The organism is Streptomyces sp. VTCC 41912 (assembly GCF_045799175.1).
Lineage (GTDB): Bacteria > Actinomycetota > Actinomycetes > Streptomycetales > Streptomycetaceae > Streptomyces > Streptomyces albulus_C.
This window is the reverse complement of record NZ_JBJMAB010000002.1, coordinates 360,204-382,692: the sequence shown is the minus strand read 5'-3', so window position 1 is coordinate 382,692 and position 22,489 is coordinate 360,204. Positions and strand designations below refer to the sequence as shown.

General features: G+C 73.1%; 13 protein-coding genes. All 13 read right to left on the bottom strand.

Going from position 1 to position 22,489, the window contains the following annotated elements:
• Positions 1-64: 64 nt before the first annotated feature.
• The 13 genes from ACJ6WD_RS05055 to ACJ6WD_RS04995 all read right to left on the bottom strand — a co-directional run bounded on the left by ACJ6WD_RS05055 (position 65) and on the right by ACJ6WD_RS04995 (position 22,483).
• Entirely contained in the window at positions 65-2,287 is a 2,223-nt protein-coding gene (locus ACJ6WD_RS05055) for a hypothetical protein (protein ID WP_407615189.1), read from the bottom strand.
• Positions 2,284-6,168, bottom strand: a complete 3,885-nt coding sequence (locus tag ACJ6WD_RS05050) for a putative baseplate assembly protein (RefSeq protein WP_407615188.1) — start codon at positions 6,166-6,168, stop codon at positions 2,284-2,286. The genes ACJ6WD_RS05055 and ACJ6WD_RS05050 overlap by 4 nt, the downstream gene beginning before the upstream one ends.
• A complete protein-coding gene (locus tag ACJ6WD_RS05045) occupies positions 6,165-9,446 on the bottom strand; it encodes a putative baseplate assembly protein (RefSeq protein ID WP_407615187.1) in 3,282 nt (1,093 codons plus the stop codon). Before ACJ6WD_RS05045 ends, ACJ6WD_RS05050 begins: the two co-directional genes overlap by 4 nt.
• The gene (locus ACJ6WD_RS05040; protein WP_233660791.1) at positions 9,443-9,844 is read right to left on the bottom strand and encodes a GPW/gp25 family protein; all 402 of its coding nucleotides are present in this window, start codon (positions 9,842-9,844) and stop codon (positions 9,443-9,445) included. The genes ACJ6WD_RS05045 and ACJ6WD_RS05040 overlap by 4 nt, the downstream gene beginning before the upstream one ends.
• A complete protein-coding gene (locus tag ACJ6WD_RS05035; protein ID WP_037637294.1) occupies positions 9,841-10,209 on the bottom strand; it encodes a hypothetical protein in 369 nt (122 codons plus the stop codon). Before ACJ6WD_RS05035 ends, ACJ6WD_RS05040 begins: the two co-directional genes overlap by 4 nt.
• Positions 10,210-10,232: 23 nt before the next feature.
• The gene (locus ACJ6WD_RS05030; protein WP_016575214.1) at positions 10,233-10,757 is read right to left on the bottom strand and encodes a phage baseplate assembly protein V; all 525 of its coding nucleotides are present in this window, start codon (positions 10,755-10,757) and stop codon (positions 10,233-10,235) included.
• A gap of 79 nt (positions 10,758-10,836) precedes the next feature.
• Positions 10,837-11,982: a hypothetical protein gene (locus tag ACJ6WD_RS05025; protein ID WP_020963798.1), complete on the bottom strand. Its 1,146-nt coding sequence runs from the start codon at positions 11,980-11,982 to the stop codon at positions 10,837-10,839.
• Positions 11,975-12,358, bottom strand: a complete 384-nt coding sequence (locus tag ACJ6WD_RS05020; protein WP_331247775.1) for a hypothetical protein — start codon at positions 12,356-12,358, stop codon at positions 11,975-11,977. Before ACJ6WD_RS05020 ends, ACJ6WD_RS05025 begins: the two co-directional genes overlap by 8 nt.
• Before the next feature lie 3 nt (positions 12,359-12,361).
• Positions 12,362-13,033: a hypothetical protein gene (locus ACJ6WD_RS05015; protein ID WP_233660788.1), complete on the bottom strand. Its 672-nt coding sequence runs from the start codon at positions 13,031-13,033 to the stop codon at positions 12,362-12,364.
• A 64-nt stretch (positions 13,034-13,097) separates the two neighbouring features.
• Positions 13,098-13,427, bottom strand: coding sequence for a hypothetical protein (locus ACJ6WD_RS05010; protein ID WP_331247774.1), 330 nt, complete (start codon positions 13,425-13,427; stop codon positions 13,098-13,100).
• 61 nt (positions 13,428-13,488) lie between these two features.
• On the bottom strand, positions 13,489-20,001 hold the full coding sequence (locus ACJ6WD_RS05005) for a DUF4157 domain-containing protein (RefSeq protein WP_407615186.1): 6,513 nt from the start codon (positions 19,999-20,001) through the stop codon (positions 13,489-13,491).
• Positions 19,998-20,444 carry a hypothetical protein gene (locus ACJ6WD_RS05000; RefSeq protein WP_331247772.1) on the bottom strand — a complete coding sequence of 149 codons (447 nt, stop codon included), beginning with the start codon at positions 20,442-20,444 and terminating at the stop codon, positions 19,998-20,000. The genes ACJ6WD_RS05005 and ACJ6WD_RS05000 overlap by 4 nt, the downstream gene beginning before the upstream one ends.
• Positions 20,435-22,483 carry an ATP-binding protein gene (locus ACJ6WD_RS04995; protein ID WP_407615213.1) on the bottom strand — a complete coding sequence of 683 codons (2,049 nt, stop codon included), beginning with the start codon at positions 22,481-22,483 and terminating at the stop codon, positions 20,435-20,437. The genes ACJ6WD_RS05000 and ACJ6WD_RS04995 overlap by 10 nt, the downstream gene beginning before the upstream one ends.
• Between the last annotated feature and the right edge of the window lie 6 nt (positions 22,484-22,489).

Below are 22,489 nucleotides of genomic sequence, written 5' to 3'. Positions count from 1 at the left end.
GTGGTGGTGCGCGACGGGCGCGCCCCGGGCGGGCGGCCGGACGGCGGGCTGGCTGGTCGGCGGCTCACGTCACGCACACGATCCCCGCGTCGGTGCCCGCCGGGGTGTACTCCGCGAGCCGGGCCCGCAGGCTGTCGGTGCGCTGCGGCAGGTAGCGGTCGTGGTACGCGCCCAGTTCCGCGCCGTCCTCCGCGCCGCGGACCAGCTCCGCGGCGCAGCCCGCCGCCAACTGCCCGTACCACGGCGTCCCGTAGCGCTCGCCGCGCAGCAGGGGCCGCACCCGGGCGGCGTCGGCGGGGCCCACCAGGTCCGGTTGGCAGCGGTACCGGCGCGGGGTCCGCGACCCGGGCGGCAGGTAGCTGAACCGCACGCAGCCCACCCCGCGCCGGGCCACCCGCACCCGCCCGGTGAAGAGGCTGTTCTCGGCGAGCCGCACCGCGTGCACGTGCACCTCGCCGAGGACGGTGGTGCGGTGCACGGACAGCTCCGCGTGCGCGTGGCGGCAGTCGGGCGCCGACAGGGCGGCGCGGTCGGGGCCGGTGGCGTCCAGGATGCTGTCGCGCAGGTGGATCGCCAGCGGGTCGGTGCCGACCTCGTCGCCGATCACCTCGATGGTGCCGAGGATCGTCCGGTCGATCTCCACGCAGGCCGTGGTGCGGTCCAGGACCAGGCTGGGTTCCTCGGGGGAGGCCGGATGGCACTCCGGCTCCAGCGACCAGCCCGGTACGAGGGTGCAGTGCCGCAGCACCAGGGAGCCGAGCGGGCCGCTGACGTTGAGGCCGCGGCCGGCGACCAGCAGCCCGTCCAGCACCATGCGCGGCCGCTCGCCCGGTGCGCACTCCGCCTCCACGGCCCGGACGTTGAGGGCGTCCGGCCGGTTGCTGTACCAGTCCAGCAGCCGGATGACCGGACGGGTGCCCTCGGCGGCGCGCAGTTGGAGCCGGTCGCCCGGCTCCAGGTCGAAGTCCAACTGCTCCTGGTAGGCGCCGCTGTGGACGATCTCGATGACGCCGTCGGGCCCGCACCGGCCGGCCCGCCGGTCGTGCCGCCAGGCCGTGTAGGCGTCCATGATCCGCCGGTACGGGCCGTCGGGGCCGACCCGGTAGACGGCGGCGTCCGGTGGGGTGTCCCGCGCCCCGCCGTCGGCCGGGGGGCGGCCCGGTTCGCTGCGTTCGCGGACGTACTCGCCGCCGCCCAGGTCGTCCCCGAAGCCGTAGTGGTAGTCCACCCACACGCCCTGCCGCGGCGCGGACCGGGCGCCGAACGCGATCCGTCCCCGCTCCGGGTCGACGGCGACCTGCCCGCGCCTGGGCCGGTAGCGCCACTCGCCCAGGTCGGCGACGACGACGTCGGCGAGCGGGACCGGACGGTCCGCGCCGTCCGTGCGGATCACGAAGCTCTTGCCCGGCCCGTAGTAGTCCGCGAGGCGGTCGTGCAGCTGCCGGCGGGTGATCAGCGCGGGGACGTTGTCGACCGTGGCGAGGTGGGTCGCCGACGGCTCCGGCTCCGGGCGGGTCAGCAGCGGGGTGTCGTTGCCCAGGATGGAGAAGGTGTAGAGGTTGCGGGCCCGGTCGACGCAGTACGCCGGCGCCCGGGTCACGGAGTACGGCTTGAGTCGCCAGACGAACAGGCCCACCCCGGCCGGCGCGCAGCCGCCCTGCGCGCGGCGGGAGGCGGCCCGGCGCACGTCGACCGAGCGGGCGAGGGTGCCGAACGGCCCGCCGGCCAGGTCCAGCGCCGCGCCGTCCCGGACGTCCACCAGCCGGCCGCGCCCGCGCCGCACCGCGTCGGCGGCCTCGGTGGCCGCCCCGTAGAGCCGCACCGGCTGGTGGTGCGCGACCAGCCGGGAGAGCTCCACCGCCCGCGCCGGCCAGCCCGCCACGCCCTCGGACAGCTCCTCCAGCAGCGCCAGGGTGCCCTTGCGCCGCCGGTTGGCGACGGTGGCGGCCACGTCGCGGCGCGGCGCCAGCGCCTCGGCCAGCCGCCGCCGCGAGGAGTCCGGCAGTCCGCCGTCGCGCAGGCCGGTGGCGAGCACCCGCTCGTACCCCGGCAGCGGCCGGTAGCCCACCAGGTCGCCCAGGTAGGGCAGGACCCATGCGTCGGCGGTCTCCACGAACCAGTCGTCGTACTGCTGGGCGACGCCGTCCCGGACCCGGTCCACCTGCTCGGCGATCACCGCCAGCAGTGCCCGCAGGGGCTCGCCGCGCGCGGGGTCCTCGGCGTCCCGCAGCCGGTGCCAGTGCGGGAGCAGCTCCGCGAGCCCGTCCGGCTCCCTGTTGGTGGTCATCGGATCTCCTCGGTCAGGATCAGCGTGTCCGCGACCCGCGGCGAGAACAGCGCGAGCTGGGCCGGCCGGATGCCGCGGAAGACGCAGACCGCGCGGCCCTCGGGCAGCGGCCGGGTGTCGGTGAGGTCGGGGTTGAGGCGCAGGAGTTCGGCCAGCGGGATGCCGTACCGGGCGGCGACGGCGGTCAGGGTCTCGCCGCCGTGCGTGGTGACCTCGTGGATCCGCTCGTCGAAACGGGCGAGCCGGGCCGGCACCGACGTGCGCGGGTAGTCGGTCAACTCCTTTGTGAGATCGGCGAGTTCGGTGGTGGTGACGGAGGCCGGGACGCCGGTGAAGGCGTCCACGTCCACGTAGTCCACGCCGGGCACCGCCTGCGCGGCGGCCAGCACCTCCGACAACCGGGCCGGCTGGCCCAGTTCCCGCCCGTCGTAGCCGAGGCGGGCCAGCAGCGCCTGCCGGACCCGCGGCTCCACCAGCGACCAGGCGTGGTCCGGGGCGACCTTCACCTTCGCCGCGCACAGCAGCAGCACCGGCTCCCGGACGTCCACCCGCACCGGCAGCCGGCCGTCCCCGTACTCCGCCAGCGACGCCCGCAGCGCCCGCAGCACCTCCGCGTCCGGTGCGAGGGGGATGTCGTCGACGCCGGCGACCGTCACGTGCAGCACCTGCCGCCGCCCGTCGAACACCTCGCGGGCCGCGGCCCGGCCGATGCCCGCCCGGGAGCGCGCGAAGTCCTCGTAGTCGGCCAGGGACACCAGCCGGTCCAGCGCGGAGACCGCCAGCGGGACGGTGCGCCGGGTCAGTGCCGGGCCGTCCGCGTCGGCGCCGCCGGTGGCCGGCTGCGGGTTGGTGACGCCGGTGACGCCGAGCGGGCGGGTGACGGCCTGGGTGATCCGGTCCGCCGCGACGTTGGCGGCCCGGCCGGTCCCGAAGCGGTAGCGGGCCCGCACGTTGTCGTGACCGGTCGGCAGCCGGGCGCCGTGCACCCCGTCGCCGAAGGTCACCGTCGTGCGGCCGCCGCCGGCGCCGCTCGAACCGGTGACGTAGACCCGCTCGTCGGGGCCGCGGCCGGCCAGGCTGTCCACCGGGTGCCAGCGCAGCCCGTCCACCCGGACCTCCAACTGCGCCACGGCCCCCAGGGGGTTGTCGGACGGCAGCCAGGTCAGCGGCGACTGCCAGAGCGCGAACGTCTGGTTGGCGCGCGCCGCGTCGCCGCTGCCGATCGCCTCGTCGCGGCTCTCGCCGTGCGACGCCGGGACGACGTTGCCCTGCACCCGCACCGCGTCCCGCCGGTAGCGGTGCGTCAGTGCGCGGGTCAGGGTCAGTGTGGTGTGCACCCGGTCGCCGGGCAGCGCCGGGTCCAACGTCTGCTCCACGCCCGCGATGACGGCCAGTTCGGTGCCCCGCACCCCCTCCACCCCGGGGATGTCGGTGCGTTCGCCGGAGACGACCAGGTAGCGGCCCGGCCGCAACCCGTCGTACAGCGCGGCGAGTTCCAGCCGGTCGCCGTGCACGTCCTCGCCGACCGGGTCGTCCGCCTGCACCAGGTCCTGGCCGGCGGCGTGCACGGTGGTGTCCCGGATCGCGTCCAGGGTGACGTCGTGCTCGTCCAGCCACGGGTCGGCGAGGGTGAGGACGGTGCCCCGGCCGGTGATGCCGTACTGGGTGTGCACCGCGGTGCGGACCGCGGTGACCCGGGTGGTGACGAACGCCAGCTTCTTGTCGCCGGGGATGCCGTCCGGGCCGTCCGCGCCCTTGCGGGGCCGCTCGACGGCGACCCAACTGCCCACCGTGATCCCGTCGTACACCGCGTCCAGCGCCAGCACCCGCCGGTCGGCCGGCTTCGGGACCGTCGCGATCCCGATCTCCACGCCCGGCGGTTCGCCGCCGGCCGCCACCCGCACCCGCACCTCGTAGCCGTCCTGCGTGACCTGCCGGTGCTCGCCGGGCGCCAACTGCCAGGACTGCGCGGTGCCGTCGTCGACCGAGACGTGGACCCGGCCGTCCTCCGCCGGACGCGAGACGAACACCGTCCGCTCCGGCAGTCCGGCCAGGAGCCGGGCGGTGACCCCCGGCTCCTGCGAGTCCACCGGGCGGCGACCCAGCCAGCTCAGGTCGTGGTCCTGGCCGGTGCGGGTGTGCAGTTCGACCCGGCCGGGGCCGAGCGCGAAGGCGGTGTCGGCGGGCAGGTTCTCCGCCCGCTGGTCCGTGCTGCCGGTCTCGGCGTGCTGGAACTCCGCCCGCACCGGGGCCTTCCCCGCGGTGTCGAACACCACCCGCACCGTGGTCAGCGCGGCCCCCGTCAGCGGCCAGTCCGCGGTCCGGATGACCCGCCCCCGGTCGTCCTGCACCGACTTCAGCGGCGCCGTCGCACCGAACGGGGTGGCGGTGACCCGCATGGTGAGGACGGCGCGCAGCACCGGCTGGGCGGGAACGGCGGAGCCGTCGCCGCCGGCCGGGGCGGCCGCCCGCCGCCACGCCGGGTAGAGGCCGTCGCCGACCCGCGGGTCCAGGGCGGCCAGCAGCCGCGCGCCCAGGTCCGCACCGGCACCGAACGCCCGCTGCGGGTCGCCGGCCGCGTCCCGGTCGGCGGTCGGCGGGCGGACCACCCGGGTGCGCAGCGCCGGCAGCACGGCGGCGAGGGCCGAGAGGGCGGTGGGCACCGCGGTGCCCTGGCCGGTGGCCGCCGGGTCCTCGGCGGCGGCCGGCGGCGCGGCGGGCGCCGGCTCTCCCGGTGCCGGTTCTTCGGGCGGCTCCCCGCCCAGCTGGTCGGCCCGTCGCGCCAGTTCACCGACGACCGCCTGGAGCTCCTCGAACCACGCGACGACCTCCGGATAGCCGGCCGCCACCGCCTGCGCCTCCGCCAGCCGCTCGTGCGGGCCGGCCAGCCGCGCGGTGAACGCGGCCGGGTCGGCGATGCCGTCCAGGTCCTTGCGCAGCGGCGCCAGCACCTGCGCGTCGAAGTCGGCGACGAACCGGCTGACCGGGCGGGGGTTGGGAGCCTGCGGGGTGGCCGGCGGCGGGTAGTCCGGATCGTCCGGGTCCACCGACGCGGGGGGTTCGGTGATCCACGCCCGCAGTTCGGTGACCAGCTCCGGCAGCGACGCCGGTGCCGCCTTGGGCAGCCCCAGCGCGGTGACGTCCCGGGTGCGGTCCGGCCGCACCGACGCCACCGGCAGCAGCACCCGCTGCGCACCGAAGTCGAACAGCAGCCGGTCGCCGACGGCCACCCCGGTGGACGTGCCCGCGACCAGCAGTTCCGGGCGGGTCCGCAGGGCGTCCGCGGTCAGCAGCGCCGGCCGGCGGTGCCGCACCGCGAGTTCGTTCCACGCCGACCGCGCGGTCAGGTCCTCGTCGGTCTCGAAGGTCTGCGACTCCTCGTCCGAGCCGGCCGGCACGCTGTGGCTGCGCGCCCCGCGCGGGATGACCACCGGCAGGTCGCCGGCGCGCGGGTCGCGGTCCAGGGTGTAGGCGAGGTGGGTGTCGGCGGCGACCCCCGGCCGCGGCTGGTGCCCCACCAGCCGGCCCAGCAGCGCCAGCGAACGGTGCTCGTTGGCGGTTCGCAGGTACCCCTCGTCGGCGATCCGCTCGCCGTGGAACGTCAGCAGGTCGCCGAGGACCGCCCAGGCGTCCAGCAGCCCGACGGACGGGTCGTCGGGGGTGCGGACGGTCAGCCCGCGCAGCGCCGGGTAGGCCGGTGAGGCCAGCCGGTCCAGCATCGCCGCCAGGAACGAACCGTGGTCGCCGACCCGGTAGTCGAGGGCGCGGCGGCCCGGCGGGTTGTAGGGCGCGGGGTCGGCGCGGCGCTCGTCGTGCCCGCCGCCCGCCGCCTCCGTCCCCGTGCAGCCGCAGCCGCAGCCCGTCGTCTGGTGCTCCGTCATCGCCCACCCCCGAGCTCGATGACCAGCCGGCCGTTCTCGGGCCGGTCCGGGTCGTTGTCGCAGCGGGCGATCTCCAGCGGCCCCAGCCGCAGCACCCCCGCCTGTCGTTCCCCCCGGTCCGCGTGGAACATCCGCTGCAACCGGGTCACCGCCACACTGCGGACGCCCGGCACCGCCGCGGCCAGGGCCACCAGCCGGCTCAGCCGGACCGGCTCCCCGAACGTCAGCGCGTCCGGGTGGAAGAAGCCCAGCCGGCCGCCGGACAGCGCCCGGTCGCCCAGCACCCGGTACAACTCGGCCAGGATCTGCCCGTGTTGGTGACCGGGCTCGGCGCAGACCTCCAGCGCCACGTCCAGCGGCACCCGGCGCGCCGGCCGCACCACCAGGTCGTGCCCGATCCGGCGGTAGACCTCCAGCGCGTGGCCGACCGCGTCCAGCAGGGCCGGCGACGGATCCTCGGTGCCGTACGCGTCGACGGCGACGTGCGCCTCCTGGACGCTGCCGGTCCAACGGATCTCCGCCGCCGCCCGCTGCACGCCCGGCAGCCCGCCGGCCAGCGCCGCGTAGTCCTCCGCGGTGACCGCCCGCAGCCGACTCCGCCGCAGGTCCAACGGCGCCAACTGCCGTACCTGCTCCAGCGGTTCGGGCTCCACCCCGCCCACCGCTGGCAGCGGGTTGCGGACCCCGGCCACCGGCAGCGGCGCCCCGGCCTCCGACTCCTGCGGGTCGCGTCGCAGCACCAGGTGGCCGATCGCCTCGGCACCGACGTTCCCGGCCGTGCCGCCGCCGATCCGGTAGTGGACGGCGAGCCGGCTGCCCGGCGTCGGCCGGGCCCCGTGGTGCCCGTCGCCGAACCGCAGCGCCAGCCGCCCGTCGTCCTCCAGCTCCCCCACGACGTGCCGGTCGCGGGCGCCGCTGCCCAACAGGTCACGGCGCGGGCGCCAAAGGGCGCCGGACTCCGCGCCGGCGCCGTCGGGGCCGCCGTCGGCGCCGGTGAGCTCCCGGAGGCGGAGCGCCGGCAGGGCCTCGCGGGGGTCCTGGAGGACGGCGGCGGCCGGGCCGTGCAGCACCGGCTCGTCCGGGTGCAGCCCGGTCGCGTACGCCGGCCCCCAGGTCTGCGCGACCTCCCACGCCGTCCGCCCGTCCAGCACCGTCCCGGCCCGGGCACGCGCCGTGAGCACCGCCAGCCGGCGCAGCTTGCCGTCCAGCAGGCGCGGGCTGCGGTGCAGCAGCTCCCGCAGCGCCCGCACCGGATGCCGGGCCAGCTCCAGCCGTTCCAGCACGTCGAGTCCGAACAGCACGGTCAGTTCGGCGGTCTCCGCCTCACTCAGCCCGTCCCGGTCCCGGGCGCTGCGCCACAGCTCCACCAGTCGCTCCCGCGCCCGCCCCGGGATCGCCGCGAGCCGCTCCGCCTGCCCGGCCGCGACGTGCCGCGGCTGCGGGAACGGCACCGCCTGGACGACCGGCGCGCGGCCCACCACCGGCCGGAAGCGCGGCACGATCCCCGGGTACACCGACTGCGCGAGCAGCGTCCGCAACGCCGCGGCCTGCGCGTACGCGGTCCCCGGCAGCACCCTTTCGGCGCGCAGCCCGGCGGACTCCAGCCCGATGCCGGCCCGCTCGGCGGCCTCCGCGCCGACCGCGGTGCACAGCCGCCGGACGTCGTCGGGGGACAGCTCCCGGCCGCCCTGGGCCCGATCGATCAGGTCGTCGAGGAGCTGCGCGACCTCGTTGCCGCCGTGTCCGCCGTCCCAGCAGCCGAACGCCGGCGGGTCGCAGGACGCCAGCACGGCGGGCACGGGCGGCACGGTGACGGTCTCCGGCACGTGCCCGTCACCCCCCGCCCCGTCCCCGTCCCCGTCGCCGTTGCCGCCCCCGTCCCCGTCGCCGTCGCCGTCGCCGTCCCCGTCCAGGGTCTGCCCGTGGTCCACCAGCACCACGTTGCCGCGCGCCACGCTCACGTCCGCCACGGGTGCGCAGTGGCGCCCGCCCCGCGTCGTCAGCCGCAACGGGAACGCCAGCGCGTCCTCGTCGGCCCAGGTGACCTCCAGGACCGGTTGCCCGACGAGCTCGTCGACGGCCGGGGTGACGGACGCCAGCCGCACCACCTGCCGGTGCGTGGGGTCCTGATCGCCGGGCGTCCCGGTCCGCGGCCCCTTGACCTCTTCGAGGAGCAGCAGGTCACCGGGGGCCAGCGCCAACTCCCGCCGTCCGCACTCCTCGTCGGCCCAGGCGTCGGTGAGGGTGGCGGCGGTGGCCCCCGCCGGCAGCCCGCAGACCTCCCCGCCCCACGTCCACAGCCGGATCGCGTGGTGCTGGGGGAGCAGTTCCAGCGGCGCCCGGCGCACCACCGGCTCGAACACCTCCAGCGACCCGCGCTCGGCCAGCACCGCCAGCTCCCGGTCGTCGATCACCGACCCGAGCTCCGGCCGTTCCCGCGGACCGTACGAGCGGTAGTCGACGGCGGCGAACCGGAAGGTCCCCGGCAGCAGCGTCAGCGGCGCCACCACCTGGACCGTCACGAACGCCCGGGCCGTGCAGCCGTCGTGCATCGGGTAGTCGATCAGCCGCACGTGGCGCCGGACCGACACCCGGCGCCGCGCGGTGTCCAGGTACGCCTCGGTGGCCACCGCGTCCTGCTGGTAGCTGATCTGGTCGGCGGTGTGGGCGAGCAACTCGACCAGCGTCGTGCCGAGGTCCGCCGGATTGCGCTCCACCCACTGGGGCGTCGTCAGCCGCAGCCGGTCCAGGACGACCTGCCGCAGGGTGTCGTAGTCCCGGGCCGTGTAGTCGATGACGGGCGCGGCGGCGCGGAAGGCGTCCGGCAGCCGCCCCCCGTCGCCCGCTCCGGCACCGTCGTCGTCCACGCAGTCGAACGGCGTCGGGCAGTTCGGCCGGAACGAGAACTCCGCCGAGAAGTACCGCTGGTCGAACCCGGGGAACGGCTCGGTGCCCGGCCGCCCGTAGGGGTCGGTCTCCACCACCGACAACCGGTAGGACGAGAAGTCACCGGCCCGGTCCAGCAGCACCACCAGCCGGTCGTCCAGCTCGGGGTCCTCCTCCCGCTCGACCGTGGTCTCCAGCGCCTCGATGCCGGTGATCCGCCGCCCGCCGTCGATCCGGACGTTCTCCGGACGCAGCCCGTGCGGCGCCTTCCCCAGGAAGGTGACGGTCAGCGTCCGCCCGTCCTCGCCGACCTCCACCGCGTCCACGCCGTTGCGCCGCGCCTGCCGGATCCGCTCCCGCCGTCCGGTCCCGAACGTGCCGCCGACCGTCATTCCGCCCCCCGCCCCTCGAACACCTCGTCGCGGCGGCTGGCGGTGGCGCGCACCACGTACTGCAGCGACACCCGCACCACGTTCTCCTCGCTCGTCACGTCCAGCGACTCCACCTCGATCAACTCGCCCAGCCAGCGCTGCAACGCCGCCTGCACGGAGAGCTCGATGGCGGAGGCCAACTCCGGGCTGTTCGGCGTGAAGACCAGGTCCAGCAGCCCGCAGCCGAAGTCGGGCCGCATCACCCGCTCGCCGGGACTGGTGAACAGCAACTGCTCGACCAGGTCCCGCACGTGCGCGTCGTACCGGGCGTGCGCGGTCCGCCCGCGCCGGTCCACGCGGTACGGAAAGGCGAGGTCCGTGCGCGACACGTGCCCGGTCCGCCCCGGTTGCGCCCTCATCGGCTCGTCACCCCCTCGGAGCCGCCCGGCCGACCCCCGCCGGCGGACGTCACCACCGGCGGCCCCTGCGGCACCACCGCGGCGCTGAAGCACAGCGCCGCGGTGGTGTCCAGCAGCACCGGCACCCCGTCGACGCACACGCCGCCGCCCCCGCCGTCCGGCGTCCACCGCACACTGGTGCACGGCTGCGGGCGGCCCGCCACGACGTGCGCGCACCCGCTCACCACGAACAGGTCCGCGGCCGTCGCCACCGGCGCGCCGTCGATCAGCACGCCCGCCCCACCGCCGGCCGCGGCCGGCACCACCCGCCCGCCGTGCGGACAGCCGATGGTCATGCCACCGTGCACGAGATTCCCGCTCGCCATCTGCCCTGCCTCCCCCGCTCTCGTCAGCGCTTCTTCTGCACGGTCAACCGACCGTCGTTCAGGTCGACTTGCTCCCCGGTGAGGGAGACGGACGCCCCGAGCCCGTTGTTGAGGTGGACCCCCGTGGCGTCGATCCGCACGTACGCCCCGCCCGGGGCCTGGAGGAGGATGCCCTCGGTCGGCACGTCGGACAGCACGATCTTGTGCTTGCCCGGCGTCTGGATCACCACCGGATGCGCGATCGCCGGATCCCGCTGGGCGTCCTCCGGCAGCTCCTCCCGCCGCCCGTACCAACACCCCACCCACACCGGGAAGCTGGGGTCCCCCTGCTCGAACTCCACCCACACGCCGGCCCCGACCGACGGCACCACCACCTGCCCCGCCTGCTCGCCGCTGAACGGGAAGCACGGCAGGGCCCAGGTCGACACCTCGTCGCCCAGCACGTCCGGGACCTGGACGCGCAACCGGCCCACTCCCATCGGATCGTCGTTCGCCGCCACCCGGCCCCGGAACTTGCCGAGGAAGCGGTTGTTCGGTGCAGCAGCCATGTGCGGCTTCTCTCCTTACGGTCCCCACGTACGGGCATCGGGTGATGGTGCTGGTGCGGGTGATCGGGTGCCGGTGCGGCTAGGGCCGCACGGTGCCGCTGCGGGCGATCAGCCCCTCCCGCGACAGCGTGAAGTTCTGCAGGTACGAGCCGATCCGCAGGTTGTGCGTCACGGACTTCACGTAGTAGTCGCCGTCATAGGTGACCCCGGCACCGCGCACGCCCACCAACTCACGGGGACGCAGCAGGTATCCGTGCCGGGTGACGTCCAACGACCCCGACCCCGAGATCGCGTCGGCACTGGTCGCGGCCCGCCCCAACGCCTCCGCCTTGGCCAGGCCCTCGTCCATCTTCGCCGTCCCGCTCAACGTCTTCCGCTTGAGCGCCGGCGACCCCCGCAGCCCCAACGGCGGCCGCAACGGGCTGATGTCCGGCTGCGCCAACAACGGCGCCCGCCGCGTCACGGGATCCTGGACCCGGGCCTGCGGCTCCTCCCGCGCGGTCCCGTCGTACGCGAACGTCAACTGGTCCACGGTCGAATTGGCGTCCATGTTCACGTTCAGGGCGTGCTGCCGCTGCCCGAGGCGCTGCTCCGGACCCCAGAACGCCGTCGACCGCCCCGGCACCGGCCCCGGCTCCAGGTAGAACGTGTACCCGTTTGCCCGCGCCAGGTCGTTGACGTAGCTCAGGTCCGTGCCCGTCTGGTAGTCGACCCGCACCTGCTCCCGCGGCGGCTGCGGAATCTGCTCCCGGATGATCCGCGCGTCGATCCCGTAATCGGCGTACTGGGACAGGATCCGCTCGACGCGCTGCGAGGGCGCCAGATTCGGATAGCGGTCGGTCCGCTCCTCCAGATCCATCAACAGCGTCAGGTCCTCGCCCGTCACCGTCAGAGTGCTCTGGCCGGGGTGGTTGCTGCTCCCCACCTCCTGCCGCACGATCACCCCGTCCAGCAGCACCACCGGCGTCCCCTTGACCGTCACGGTGACGATCACCCGCGTCTTCGGATCGAAGAACCCCTCCGGCAGCAACCGCTGGACGATCGCGCCCTTCTTCGTCAGGTCGAACGCCAACTGGAAGCCGCTGCGCTCGCCCGCCGTACTGGTGATCTGCGCGGAGAGCAGTGCTTCCACCACCTCCTGAGGGACCAGCCGCGCCAACTTCGGCCCCATGTACAGCGACACGTGCAGGGGACCCCGCCCGATCGGCTCGTCCCCGTCAGCCATGCCGCACCCCCGGCCCACCCAGCCCACCACTGAACCCACCGGGCAACGGCACGGCGATCTCCACCCCCGCCTCCGCAGTCAACTCCCGCGGCTCCAGCACCGGATTGGCATCCGCGATCCGCCACCACTGCCCCGGATCCCCGAAATACCGCTGCCCGAGCTGATCGACCCGCTCCCCACTGCCCACCACATGCGGCACGGCATCGTCGGCCGCCTCCGCGAGCGACGGCAACAACCGCCGCTTCGCATACCGCACTTCGCTCCCGTCGGCCCGCACGTGCACGCCGATCTCGACCCCCGCGTACCGACTGCTCCGCGGATACGGATGCGCCCCCGGCACATCGTCCAACGCACTCTCATACGGCTCGATGCCCACGCCTCAGATCCCCCTCCCCAACCCCAACTGCGCGAACGTCCCGCCCCGCGCCCGCCGTGCCAACTGCTCCTTCTGCGCCAGATGCGCGAGGTACAACGCCGCCCCGGGGTGCCCGGCCGGCAGATCGCTCACCGTCAACACCTTCAACCCGATGCTCAGCGACGCCCGAATCGGATTGAGATTCACATCGAACGCCGACTCGTTGACCGACAACTCCGTCAACCGCACCGGCATCACGCGCTTGCTGCCCCACGTGAACAACGTCAACGGCGTCTCGATGGGACTGATCTCGATCGTCCCCTTCTTGGTCAACTTCGACGCCGCCAACAACTGCGCGGTCGTCGGCTGCACCAACATCTCCAACACCGCCAACTCCGGATGAATCCCCTCCGGCGCCGCCACGTCCAACTGATCCGTGGCATCGATCTCCGCAGTGAACTTCCACGTCTCCTGCGCGGGGCCCTTGAGCCTGAGGGCTTCGTTACGGTCCCCTCCACTCCCGCCTCCGCCGCCCCCGCTGTCGGCCTCACCGCCCGCAGCCTGCGGCGCCACCTGCCGCTCCAACGTGTCCGGATTGAACTGCAACACAATGATCCGCTGCGGAATCCCAAGCTCAGGATCGACCACGACAATTCCGGAACGGATGGGTTTGGGGATGTCGGCGTAGCGGGTCATGTTTCCCCTCCGGTTAGACGACTAGGAACTGCTACGGATTGACACATTTCGAGAATCGAAATCTTCATCCATCGTGTGCGCCCCATGAAATTTCTTGCGGCGGGATGCCGCTTGAAAGGTCTAGGAGAATCTTGTCGATCGCATCACGAATTGTGTACTGATTTGCATCTTCGATGGTGAATGCGACATTGTCCCAGTTACCGTGGAGGACGGACAATCGGTAAACTCCGGTGCGCCCGGGTGGTGCGTACCAGCCGAGATCCAGAACGATAGATTCGGGTGTTGTTCCCCAGTGGTTTTCGAGGAACTCGACGGAGCGCATCGCGAGAATATCTTCCGAGAGGTACGCATCCTTATCCTCGGCTGACAAGTCATCCATCTCTGGAAGTTCCATGAACTTGTTGAATACTGTGCACCATCCGGGTGGGATGCGGAGTGGCATTAGCTGCATCATTTCAGTCCATTTCTAGTCGCGGATGCGAGTGGATCGACGGTTTAACTGCCGTGGTCATTTCTGCCCGGAGCGTGAACGCGGGCTTTCCATTCGCCCACCCTATCTGGCGATCGAAGCGTTTCCAGCCGTAAGTGACTCCCGCTTTCGTGACCCGCTTTCCGGTCAGTAAGGCGTCGCGCTCAAGCCTCTTCACCTCTGCCTCCGTCATGGACGCCATGAACTGGCCAGGTCCGCCGTTCATGCTCGCATTCTTGCGTTCCGATTCGGTCTTTCCCTTCCAGTGCTTCGAATCATACTCACGTGGCGGGATATGCGTGGCATTATCGAGCCTCTTGCGGAATTCCTCTTCGTTTGTTTTGTTTTTCCGGTCCTCGTTCTCTTCTCGTTCCCTCTTCGGGTCGAGCTCGGACCTCTTGTGGCCGGATCCTTCGTACGCATCAAGGAGTCCGTCTAGGGCTTTCCTCTCCTCTTCCCGCAGCTCGGCTAGTTCGGCGTCCTTGTCGGCGTGCGCGGTTTCTCTCGCCTGGCGGGCTATTTGTTCGAGTAGGGATTTCTTTGCCGGATCGTGAACCCCCTCTCGTTCCAGGCGCTCAAGGGCTTGGGTTGCTCTCCTGTGCACCTCTTCTGGGTCGGTCCTGTCAGGGGCCTTCTTGGGGGCGCTCGGACTGTAGGCGTTGCCGTCTGAATTTTCGCCCTTCGGGCCTTTTGCCTTCGGGTTTAGTGTTCCGACTACTTCGAATTTCGGCGAGCCCTCAGATGCCAGACTAGATAGTCGGTACCACATCTTCATGGCGCCAAGGGCCGCCCGGAAGGCGAATTGTGGTATGCCTTTCTTGAGTGGTGCTTCGAGCGCCTTCGTTACGCGCGACATGGCATTATTCACGCGCTTCTGCTTTGATTCCTTGGGTTCTTCTTTCTTTTTTCGGGTATCGCGCTGACTCTTCTTCTGTTCGATTCTTCGTGTCTTGCTTTTATGCAGCTGCTCCCGCTTCTTCCTGAAGAAGTCGCGGGCCTTCTTGGCGCTGTTCTTCAGGGCCTTGCCCAGCTTGGACTTGCGGAGTTTCTTGCCCAGGGACTTGCCGGCGTTGCGGACCTTCTTGAGGGCGGACTTGACCTTGCCCTTGATCTTTTTGAGGGCGCGGCCCAGCGGGGAAGTGGGTTTGCGGGGCCTGGTGCGCTTGGGGGCCTCGGTTTCCTTTTTCTTCTTGGGGGTTTCGGGCTTCTTGTCGGGCTTGGGTTCGGGCTTGTGCTCCGGGGGCTTCTCCTCGTGGTCCTTCTTGGGGGTCTTGGCGCCCGGTTCCTCCTGGGTGGGCTTCTTCGGGGTGGGGGTGTGCTCGTTCTCCGGCTTCTTGGGGTCCGGGTGCTTCTTCGGGTCCTCGGCGTCGCGTTCGCGTTTGGCGGCGTCTTCTTCGCGGCGGCGGTCGCGTTCCTTGTCGGGGGTGCGGCTGGTGGGGCGGTCGTGGGAGGTGGCGGGGCCCTTGGAGCCGGGGTGGGTGGTGGGGTGGTGTTCGGTGGAGGCGCCGGGGCGGGTGGGGACCTTGGGGCCCTTCGGCTTGGTGGGGCCGGTGGGTTTGCGGAGGGCCTGGGTGGCCTTGCGGACGGCGCCGCGGGCGCGGTTGACGGCGTTGCCGGCGGCCTTGCGGGCGCCCTTGCCGGTCTTCTTCAGGCCCTTCATGATCTTTTGGGCGATGCCCTTGAGGCGGTTGCCGACGCCCTTCGCGGCCCGGCCGAGGCGGGCCAGGAGGAGGTTGATGATGAGTTCGAGGAGGGCGACGACGCCGGCGGCGACGGCTTCGGCGAAGAGGCAGGCGGCCGGGCCGGACTTCACGGCCTTGAGGAAGGCGAAGAACTTGCCGAAGGCGGAGAGGATCGCGCTGATCGACTGCCACGCGGCCATCAGGCCCTGAACGATGGTGAGGATCGCGCCGGCCGCCGGGATGATCATCGAGACGACCTTCTCGATGACGAGTTGGGCGATCATCATCGGGAGGGCGGCGATCACCGCGTCCCAGGCCATCTTGCCGATCTGCTTCAAGGACATGCAGCCCTTGATCAGGACGTTGATGACGGCCTTGCCGAGGCCGAGGATGCCTTCGACCTTGGTGTCGAACCACTGCGCTACCGCGGTCTTGATGGCGCCCCAGAGGTGTTCCTGGATGCCGGTCTTGGCGGCGCTGCCGGCCTTGGAGAGCCAGCCGCCGGGGTCCGGGGCGATGTCCGCGACGAGGGCGGCGAACTGGCCGAGGGCCTGGATCGCGGCCTCGGCGAACTTGAGGGCGCCGACGATGGCGTCGCGGAAGATCTTGATGGCCGCTTTGAGGCCCGCCTCCAGGACGTTGAGGAGCGCGTTGAGGCCGGCGGCGAGTGCGTCGAGGAGGTCGTTGACGGCCTTCTTGAGGCCGTCGGCGAGCTTGTTGACGGTGGCGATCGCCTTGTCACGCAGGTCGTTGATGGCCTTGCGGAACCTGTCGCGGAGTTCCGGGAACGCGGCCAGCAGCACGTCGCCGATGGCGATGAGCGCGTCCGCGACCGCGTTGATGGCCTTGACGGCGAAGTCGCGGACCGCGTCGATCGCCTTGTTCGCCCACTCCTTGAAGGTGTCGATGACACTGTTGATCGCCTTGCGGGCCTCGTCGAAGATCTTGGTGACGGCGTCCAGGAGGTCCTTGAAGAAGTCGGCGACGGCATCGACGATCTTGCCGAAGAGGCTGTCGGAATCCTTCTTCTTCTCGTCCTTCTTCTTCTTGGCGTCCTTGTCCGCCTCATCGGCCTTGGTGTTGATGTCCTTGTTGTCGCTGTTCTTTCGGTCGTCCACCTCCTTGTCCTTGGTGTCGCGTTCCTTGGTGATCTTGTCGTTGCCGTCCTTGTGCTCCTTCTCGGTGTCCTTGTCGGCGTCCTCGATCTTCTTGTCCTGCTCGTCGCGCCAGTTCTGACGCTCCGTCTTGGACTGATCGGCCACCCGGCCGCGCTCCGCCGTCTGCTGCTCGGTGTTGCGCGCGACCTCGTTGTCGATCTGCTGCTGCTTCTCCTGCTTGGCCTTCTGCTCGCCCTGTTGCTGTTCCTTCTCCTTGGTGGCCACCTGAGTGCCGGCCTGGCCGGTGGCGCTCTTGATCTCGCCGCCACGCTCCTGCTTGGCCACCGCCCCGGCGCCGGGCTTCGGTGCACCACCGGCCGCCGCGCCCGCGCCGCCCCCCGCACCGGCCCGACCGCCCTGGGCCTTCCCCTGGAGTTCCTCCTGGGGCGCATCGGGGTAGATCTTGTCCTCACCCAGCGACTTGGACGCGTCCGACCGCCCGGTGTCCTGGATCTTGCCCTGCTTCTCCTTGAGCTTCTCCGCCTGCTTGTCCGTGCGCTGCGGGTCGCTGTCCCCCTCCAGCTTGATCTTGGGGGCCGGACCGACGGTCTTGTTGTGCAGCTCGGGGTCGCTGGTCGGAACCTGGTCCGCGGCCGCCGCCACGCTCTTGGCGTCGTCCGACGTGAGCTTGCCGTCCTTCGAGGGCGGCACGTGCGGCGTCGGGATGTTGTCGGTCGGCTTGGCACCCTCGGCCTTCTCGCTGCCCTTGGCCCGTTGCTTCTCGCCCTGCTCCTCCGGGCCGAGCCGCTCCAACTGGCCGGTGACCGGGGTCTCCGGGGCCTGTTCCTCCGGCTTCCCGTGCAGGGTCTGCGGTGCCCCCGAAGGCCGTTCCCGCTTCGGCGGATTGGCGTCGAGCCGCTGCTGCTCGTCGTTGACCTTCTTGTCCGCCGCGCCGTCCAGCCCGGGCAGTGCCTCCTGCGCCTGGTCCGGAGCGAGCTGACCGACGGTGTTCAGCGCCGCCTTGGGGTCCTGCGCCGAGACGTCCGGAGCCTTCTCCTTCTTCTCCTCGGCGGCCTTCGCACCCCCGCCGCCCCCGCCGCAACCCCCGCCGCCGTCCTCCTTCTCGGCGGCCGGTGCCGGCGGCGCGCAGCCCCCGCCGTCCTTCTCCAGCGAGGCGTCCGGTTGGGCCTTCGCCCCCTCGGGCGCGGGCGCGCCCATCTTGCCGGGACTGTCGGCCTGTTGGGACGCCGGACCGACCGCGGCCTGGGCGACGGAGGGTGCGCCGCCGGGGCCGGCGGCGGCTGACGGCGCCGGGGCCGGCTCGGTGCCGCCCACCGCGCCGCCGGGCGCCGCACCGGGCCCCGACTCCTTCGGTACCGCGCTCTTGGCGCCCGGCGCGTCCCGTTCGGCCCGCACGGGCTCGGCACCCCGGCGCGCAGCGGGGGACGGACGCCGGTCCTCGGCCGGCGTCCGGTCGGTGTGCGCACCGGCGGGTGGGGCCGAAGCGGAGGCCGATGACGCGGACGAGTCCCCGCCCGCGCTCGCCGAGCCGTCCGACGGGACCCCGGCCGGCTTCCCGGCCGCCGCGCCCTCCGGTTGCTCCTGCGCCTGACGCTTCTCCTCCTGGGCGTCCTGCTCCTTCTTCTCCGTCTGCTCGTCCTGGGCCTCCTTGGCGTCCGGCGCCTCCTCGCCGGTGCCGCCCTCCGCGTCGCGGTCCGCGTCCTTGTCGTCGGCGTCCTGCTTGGCCTGGCGGGCGCCGTCCTCGTCCTGGTCCTGGGTCTGGTCCGGATCCCGTTTCTCCTCGGCCTCCGGCTCCTGGGCCTGCCGGTCCTCGGCCTCCGGGTCCGGCCCGACCTCCTGCTCGACCGGCATCGAGGGCTGGAGGTCCTTCTCGGTGCGGTCCCCGGCCTCCGCGGCCGGCCCGTGCTCCGGCTGCGGCGCCTCGCCCTCGACCGGGCCCAGCTCCGCACCCGGCGGCTTGGTCTCGGCCTCCGGCTCGTCCTCGTGCTCCTCGTCGTCCGCCGCGTTCTCGCGCTCCTGCTGGACCTGCTCGGCCTTGGTGGGCGGGGGAGTGGGGAACGTCGGCAGCGCGGCGTCGGGATGCTCGGCGGTCGGTACGGACGAGACGTCCAGGTCGGCGTCGGGGAGGAAGTCCTCCGGTTTCAGCGCGGCCTCGCCCGGGCCCGCGCCGCCCTTGGCCGCTGCGCCGGCGTCCCCGCTCGCGCTGATGTCCTTGTCGGCGCCCGCCTCCAGCCCGATCGGCTGTTCCTCCTCGCGGGGCGGGCCGTCCTCCTCGTCCTGTTCGTTCAGCCCGTGCTCGGACAGCGCGCTGTCCCGTTGGTCGGCTCGCTCGTCGACCTTCTCCGGACGGACCGGCCCGGGCTGTTCCCGCTTCTTCTTCTCCAGCTCCTCCTGCTTCGAGCCGTCCGCGGGTTTCTTCGCGTCGTCGTTCCGTTTGCGTTTGTCGGCGCCGGGGCGGTTGGCCTGTTCCGGGTCGGCCTCCTCACGCTCGCGCTGAGCCTTGCGCTCCTCGTTGGTGCGCTCGGCACCGTCCTTGGCCCGGTCCGCCTTGGTGGCATCGGCCTGATCGGCCTCCTGACGCTCCTGGCCCTGCTGTTCGTCGGCCTGCTGCTGCTCCTGCTTGGCGTCCGCGCCCTCGACGGCCCGTTCGTCCTCGTGCGCCTTGCGCTCGCCGGCCTCCTGGTCCTCCGCCGCCGCGTCGCGCTGCGCCCTGCTCTGGTCCTGGTCCTGCTTCGCCGCGCGGCCCTTGGCGTCCTTCTTCTCCTCGGTGACGTCCTCGGCGCGCTGCTTCTCCGCCCGTGCGGCGCCCTGACCCCGCTGCTCCTGGCCCGCCCGCTCGTCGCGCACCTGGTCGAGGGCGTCGGGCACCGGCTCGGGGGTGGACGACGGCTGGAAGCCGGTCGGCAACACCTCGGACTCCGTCACCAGTTCCAGCAGCCGGTCGAAGTCGGAACTGAGCAGCCGCACCTCCAGCCGGTCCAGCACCGACTCCTGCAATTCGGGTGCCATCCGGGCGATTTCGAGACGCACCCGCCCCGACCGATCCTCCGGATCCCCCCGTAACGACCGCAGCACCCCGTTCGCCAGGCGGTCCACCAGGGTTGCCGGGTCGATCAGTTCGCTGCGGTGGCGGTCGGCGTCCACCGTGGCGTAGCGGAGCCAGCCGGGTGTGTGTTGTCCCGGCTCGACGGTCGGGGCCGGGTGGTCCGGTCGGGTGGTGCCGAGCATGGCGGCGCGGACGGACTCCTGGGCCGCGCCCTCCGCCTCGCGTTCGATGGCCTCCTGGGGGAGGCTGACCGCGCCCAGGTCGCGGCCGGCGCGCAGGGCGCCGGGGCCGTGCGGGTCCTGGACGGTGTGCAGGAGTTCGTGGGCGAGGAGGCGTCGGCCGTCGGCGGTGCCGGGGCGGTAGGCGCCCTCGCGGAAGAAGACGTCCCGGCCGACGGCGAACGCGTCGGCGCCCATGAGGTCCGCGAGCCGCCCGGAGTCGCGGTCGGTGTGCAGGCGGACCTGGCTGAAGTCGTGGCCGAGCTGTTCCTCCAGTTCGCGGCGGACGCTGAGGTCGAGGGGCTGGCCGGCGCCGCTGACGATGTTCTTGGGCTCGGGGGCGGCGGACTTGGCGGACCGCTCCTTGCGCTTGCGGCGCCGTGCGTCGCGGGCGGACCGGTCGTCCTGGGTGGCCGGGCGGTTCGCGCTGCTCATCGCGTTTCCCCCCGCCCGGTGAGGCCCGCGTGCACCGCGCGGGCCAGCGCCTCGCCCAGCCGTACGGGGTGGGTGGTGGCCGGCAGCGGCGGCAGGCCGGCGAGCCCGTCGAGCGCGAGGTCCGTGCCGCCGTCCGCCGCCAGCGGCACGCCCCGCTCGCGCACCAGGCGGCTCAACTCGGCCCGGAACGCGGCCGACACCCGGCTCGGGTCGATGCGGGCGTCGAAGCCGTCCAGCACCAGTTCGTCGATGTCGATGCGGAACGTGCCGGGGGAGCGGGACGCCCGCGGGTCCTCGTGCGCCGGCGCGGGTGCCGGCGTGCGGTGCGCGGCATACGACGCCGGTGCCGGTGCCGGTGCCGGTGCCGACGCCGGTGCCGGAGTCGCGGGGACGGGGCGGGCCGTCCGTGTGGCGTTCCTGCCGACCTCGTGCTTCAGACCCATCCGTGGACCTCCGACGGCGCCAGAGAACGTTCCAGCTTCAGGTACTCGGTGCGGGCCGCGGCCAGCATGTGGCGCATCTGGAGGCGGTCGCCCTCCTCCGCGGCGAGGAACGCGCCGGAGAGTGCGATGTTGCGGATCGAGCCGCCGGCGACGGTGAGTTGGGCCAGCAGCGCCGGGTCGACGCCCTTCGTCGGGGCCTCGGCCGGCAGCACCCGGCGCCAGATCTCGGCCCGCTCCCGTTCGGTGGGGAAGGGGAAGTCGACGACGAACCGGATCCGCCGCATGAAGGCCGAGTCCAGGGCCTTCTTCATGTTGGTGGTGAGGACGGCCAGGCCGCGGTACGCCTCCATGCGCATCAGCAGGTAGCTGACTTCCAGGTTGGCGTAGCGGTCGTGGCTGTCCTTGACCTCGCTGCGCTTGCCGAACAGCGCGTCCGCCTCGTCGAAGAGGAGCAGCGCGCCGCCGCGCTCGGCCGCGTCGAAGACCCGGCTGAGGTTCTTCTCGGTCTCGCCGATGTACTTGCTGACGACCTGGGAGAGGTCGACGACGAAGAGGTCCAGGCCGAGTTCCCTGGCCATCACCTCGGCGGCCAGCGTCTTGCCGGTGCCGGAACCGCCGGCGAAGAGCGCGGTGACGCCCAGGCCGCTGCGCAGCGACTTCGCGAAGCCCCAGTCCCGGTAGACGGTGCCGCGCTGGCGGACGTGCGCGACGACCTCCTGGAGGATGCGCAGCTGCCGGTCGGCGAGCACCAGGTCGTCCCAGCCGGCCCGTGGTTCGATCCGGCGGCCCAGCTCGTCCAGGCCCATCCGCGCCTCGGCGAGCCCGGCCCGCCAGGCCAGCTCGACGGCATCGACGGCATCGACGGTGCCGGAGGGCGGCAGGTCGCGGCGCACGCTGGCCGCCGTGGACCGCACCACGTGCGCGGGAAGCTGGAACTGGGCCACGAGGGACGCCAGATGGCGCTCCGTCACCTGGGGGAGGTCGGCGAAGGCGTCGCGCCAGAGGCCGAGTTGCTCCTCGTCGGAGAGTGCGGGGACGGTGACGCGGGCGCCGCGCGGGTGGCCGGTCGGCCGAGGCTCCTGGCTGGCGACGACCAGCGGGACGGCGCTGCCGGCGACGAAGGCGTCCGCGGCGGCCTGCTGCTCCCGGTCCAGCTCGCCGACCTCGACCAGCAGCGCGGCCGGCAGCAGGATCGCCTCCCGCTGCCAGAGCCGGGCCAGCCGGTCCCGTTCCGCGGGGTCGCTCGGGACGTCGGCGGCGCTCATCGCGTAGAGGCCGAGGCCGGAGCGGCGGGCCGCGGCGGCCGCGATCTCCCCCCGGGTCCGCAGGTCACCGCCGACCAGCTCGACCCGCAACGGGACGTCGGGCCCGGCAACCGTCCAGCCCGCCGCCACCTGCCGGGCGGCCGTCTCGTGGGCGGGCGGCAGGGTCTCGGGCGGGACGGTGCGGCGCAGTTGGCCGTGCAGCCGGGCGTCCAGGTAGGGGGCGCCGGCGAGGAAGTGCAGGATGCGTTCGTCGAGCCGCAGGCGACTGGCGGTCAGCCGGGTCTCGTCCTCCAGCTCGACCAGTCGCCAGCGGCGCAGCGGGGCGACCGGTGTCAGGGCGCTCCAGTGGGGTGCGTCGAGCGCGGCCAGTGCGAGCGAGAACGTGGGGTGCGGGCGGGACGGGTCGCCGCAGGCGGCGGCGCAGCGGGCGCCGGTGGTCGGGTCCAGCTCGGCGGCCGCGGCGAGCAGGACGACCGCCCGCTCGAAGGGGGTCAGCCCGAAGCAGGCGGTGAGGGTGTCGAGGGCTTGGGGGGAGGGGGCGCCGGGCTCCGCCGCGTCCTCCTGGCCGTCGGGGGTGACGGCCGGGCCCGCCGTCCCGGCTGCGGTTGCGTCCCCGCCGGCGCCCGTGCGGGCGTTGCCGCGGGCCCGGGCGGCGTGTGCGTCCAGGCGCGCGAGCACGGCCCGGACGGCGCCGGCCAGCGCTGCGCCGTCCTCCCCGGTGTCCGCCTCGCCGGGCGCCGCCGCCCCGGGGCTGTTCCCGCCGTTGCCCGCCATGTCGCC

Bases quoted from the DNA above. Each gene is read 5' to 3' on its own strand.
- ACJ6WD_RS05030 (WP_016575214.1), bottom strand. From the start codon at position 10,757: ATGGCTGCTGCACCGAACAACCGCTTCCTCGGCAAGTTCCGGGGCCGG.
- ACJ6WD_RS05015 (WP_233660788.1), bottom strand. From the start codon at position 13,033: ATGACCCGCTACGCCGACATCCCCAAACCCATCCGTTCCGGAATTGTC.
- ACJ6WD_RS05025 (WP_020963798.1), bottom strand. From the start codon at position 11,982: ATGGCTGACGGGGACGAGCCGATCGGGCGGGGTCCCCTGCACGTGTCG.
- ACJ6WD_RS04995 (WP_407615213.1), bottom strand. From the start codon at position 22,483: ATGGCGGGCAACGGCGGGAACAGCCCCGGGGCGGCGGCGCCCGGCGAG.
- ACJ6WD_RS05035 (WP_037637294.1), bottom strand. From the start codon at position 10,209: ATGGCGAGCGGGAATCTCGTGCACGGTGGCATGACCATCGGCTGTCCG.
- ACJ6WD_RS05045 (WP_407615187.1), bottom strand. From the start codon at position 9,446: ATGACGGTCGGCGGCACGTTCGGGACCGGACGGCGGGAGCGGATCCGG.
- ACJ6WD_RS05000 (WP_331247772.1), bottom strand. From the start codon at position 20,444: ATGGGTCTGAAGCACGAGGTCGGCAGGAACGCCACACGGACGGCCCGC.
- ACJ6WD_RS05005 (WP_407615186.1), bottom strand. From the start codon at position 20,001: ATGAGCAGCGCGAACCGCCCGGCCACCCAGGACGACCGGTCCGCCCGC.
- ACJ6WD_RS05055 (WP_407615189.1), bottom strand. From the start codon at position 2,287: ATGACCACCAACAGGGAGCCGGACGGGCTCGCGGAGCTGCTCCCGCAC.
- ACJ6WD_RS05010 (WP_331247774.1), bottom strand. From the start codon at position 13,427: ATGGAACTTCCAGAGATGGATGACTTGTCAGCCGAGGATAAGGATGCG.
- ACJ6WD_RS05050 (WP_407615188.1), bottom strand. From the start codon at position 6,168: ATGACGGAGCACCAGACGACGGGCTGCGGCTGCGGCTGCACGGGGACG.
- ACJ6WD_RS05040 (WP_233660791.1), bottom strand. From the start codon at position 9,844: ATGAGGGCGCAACCGGGGCGGACCGGGCACGTGTCGCGCACGGACCTC.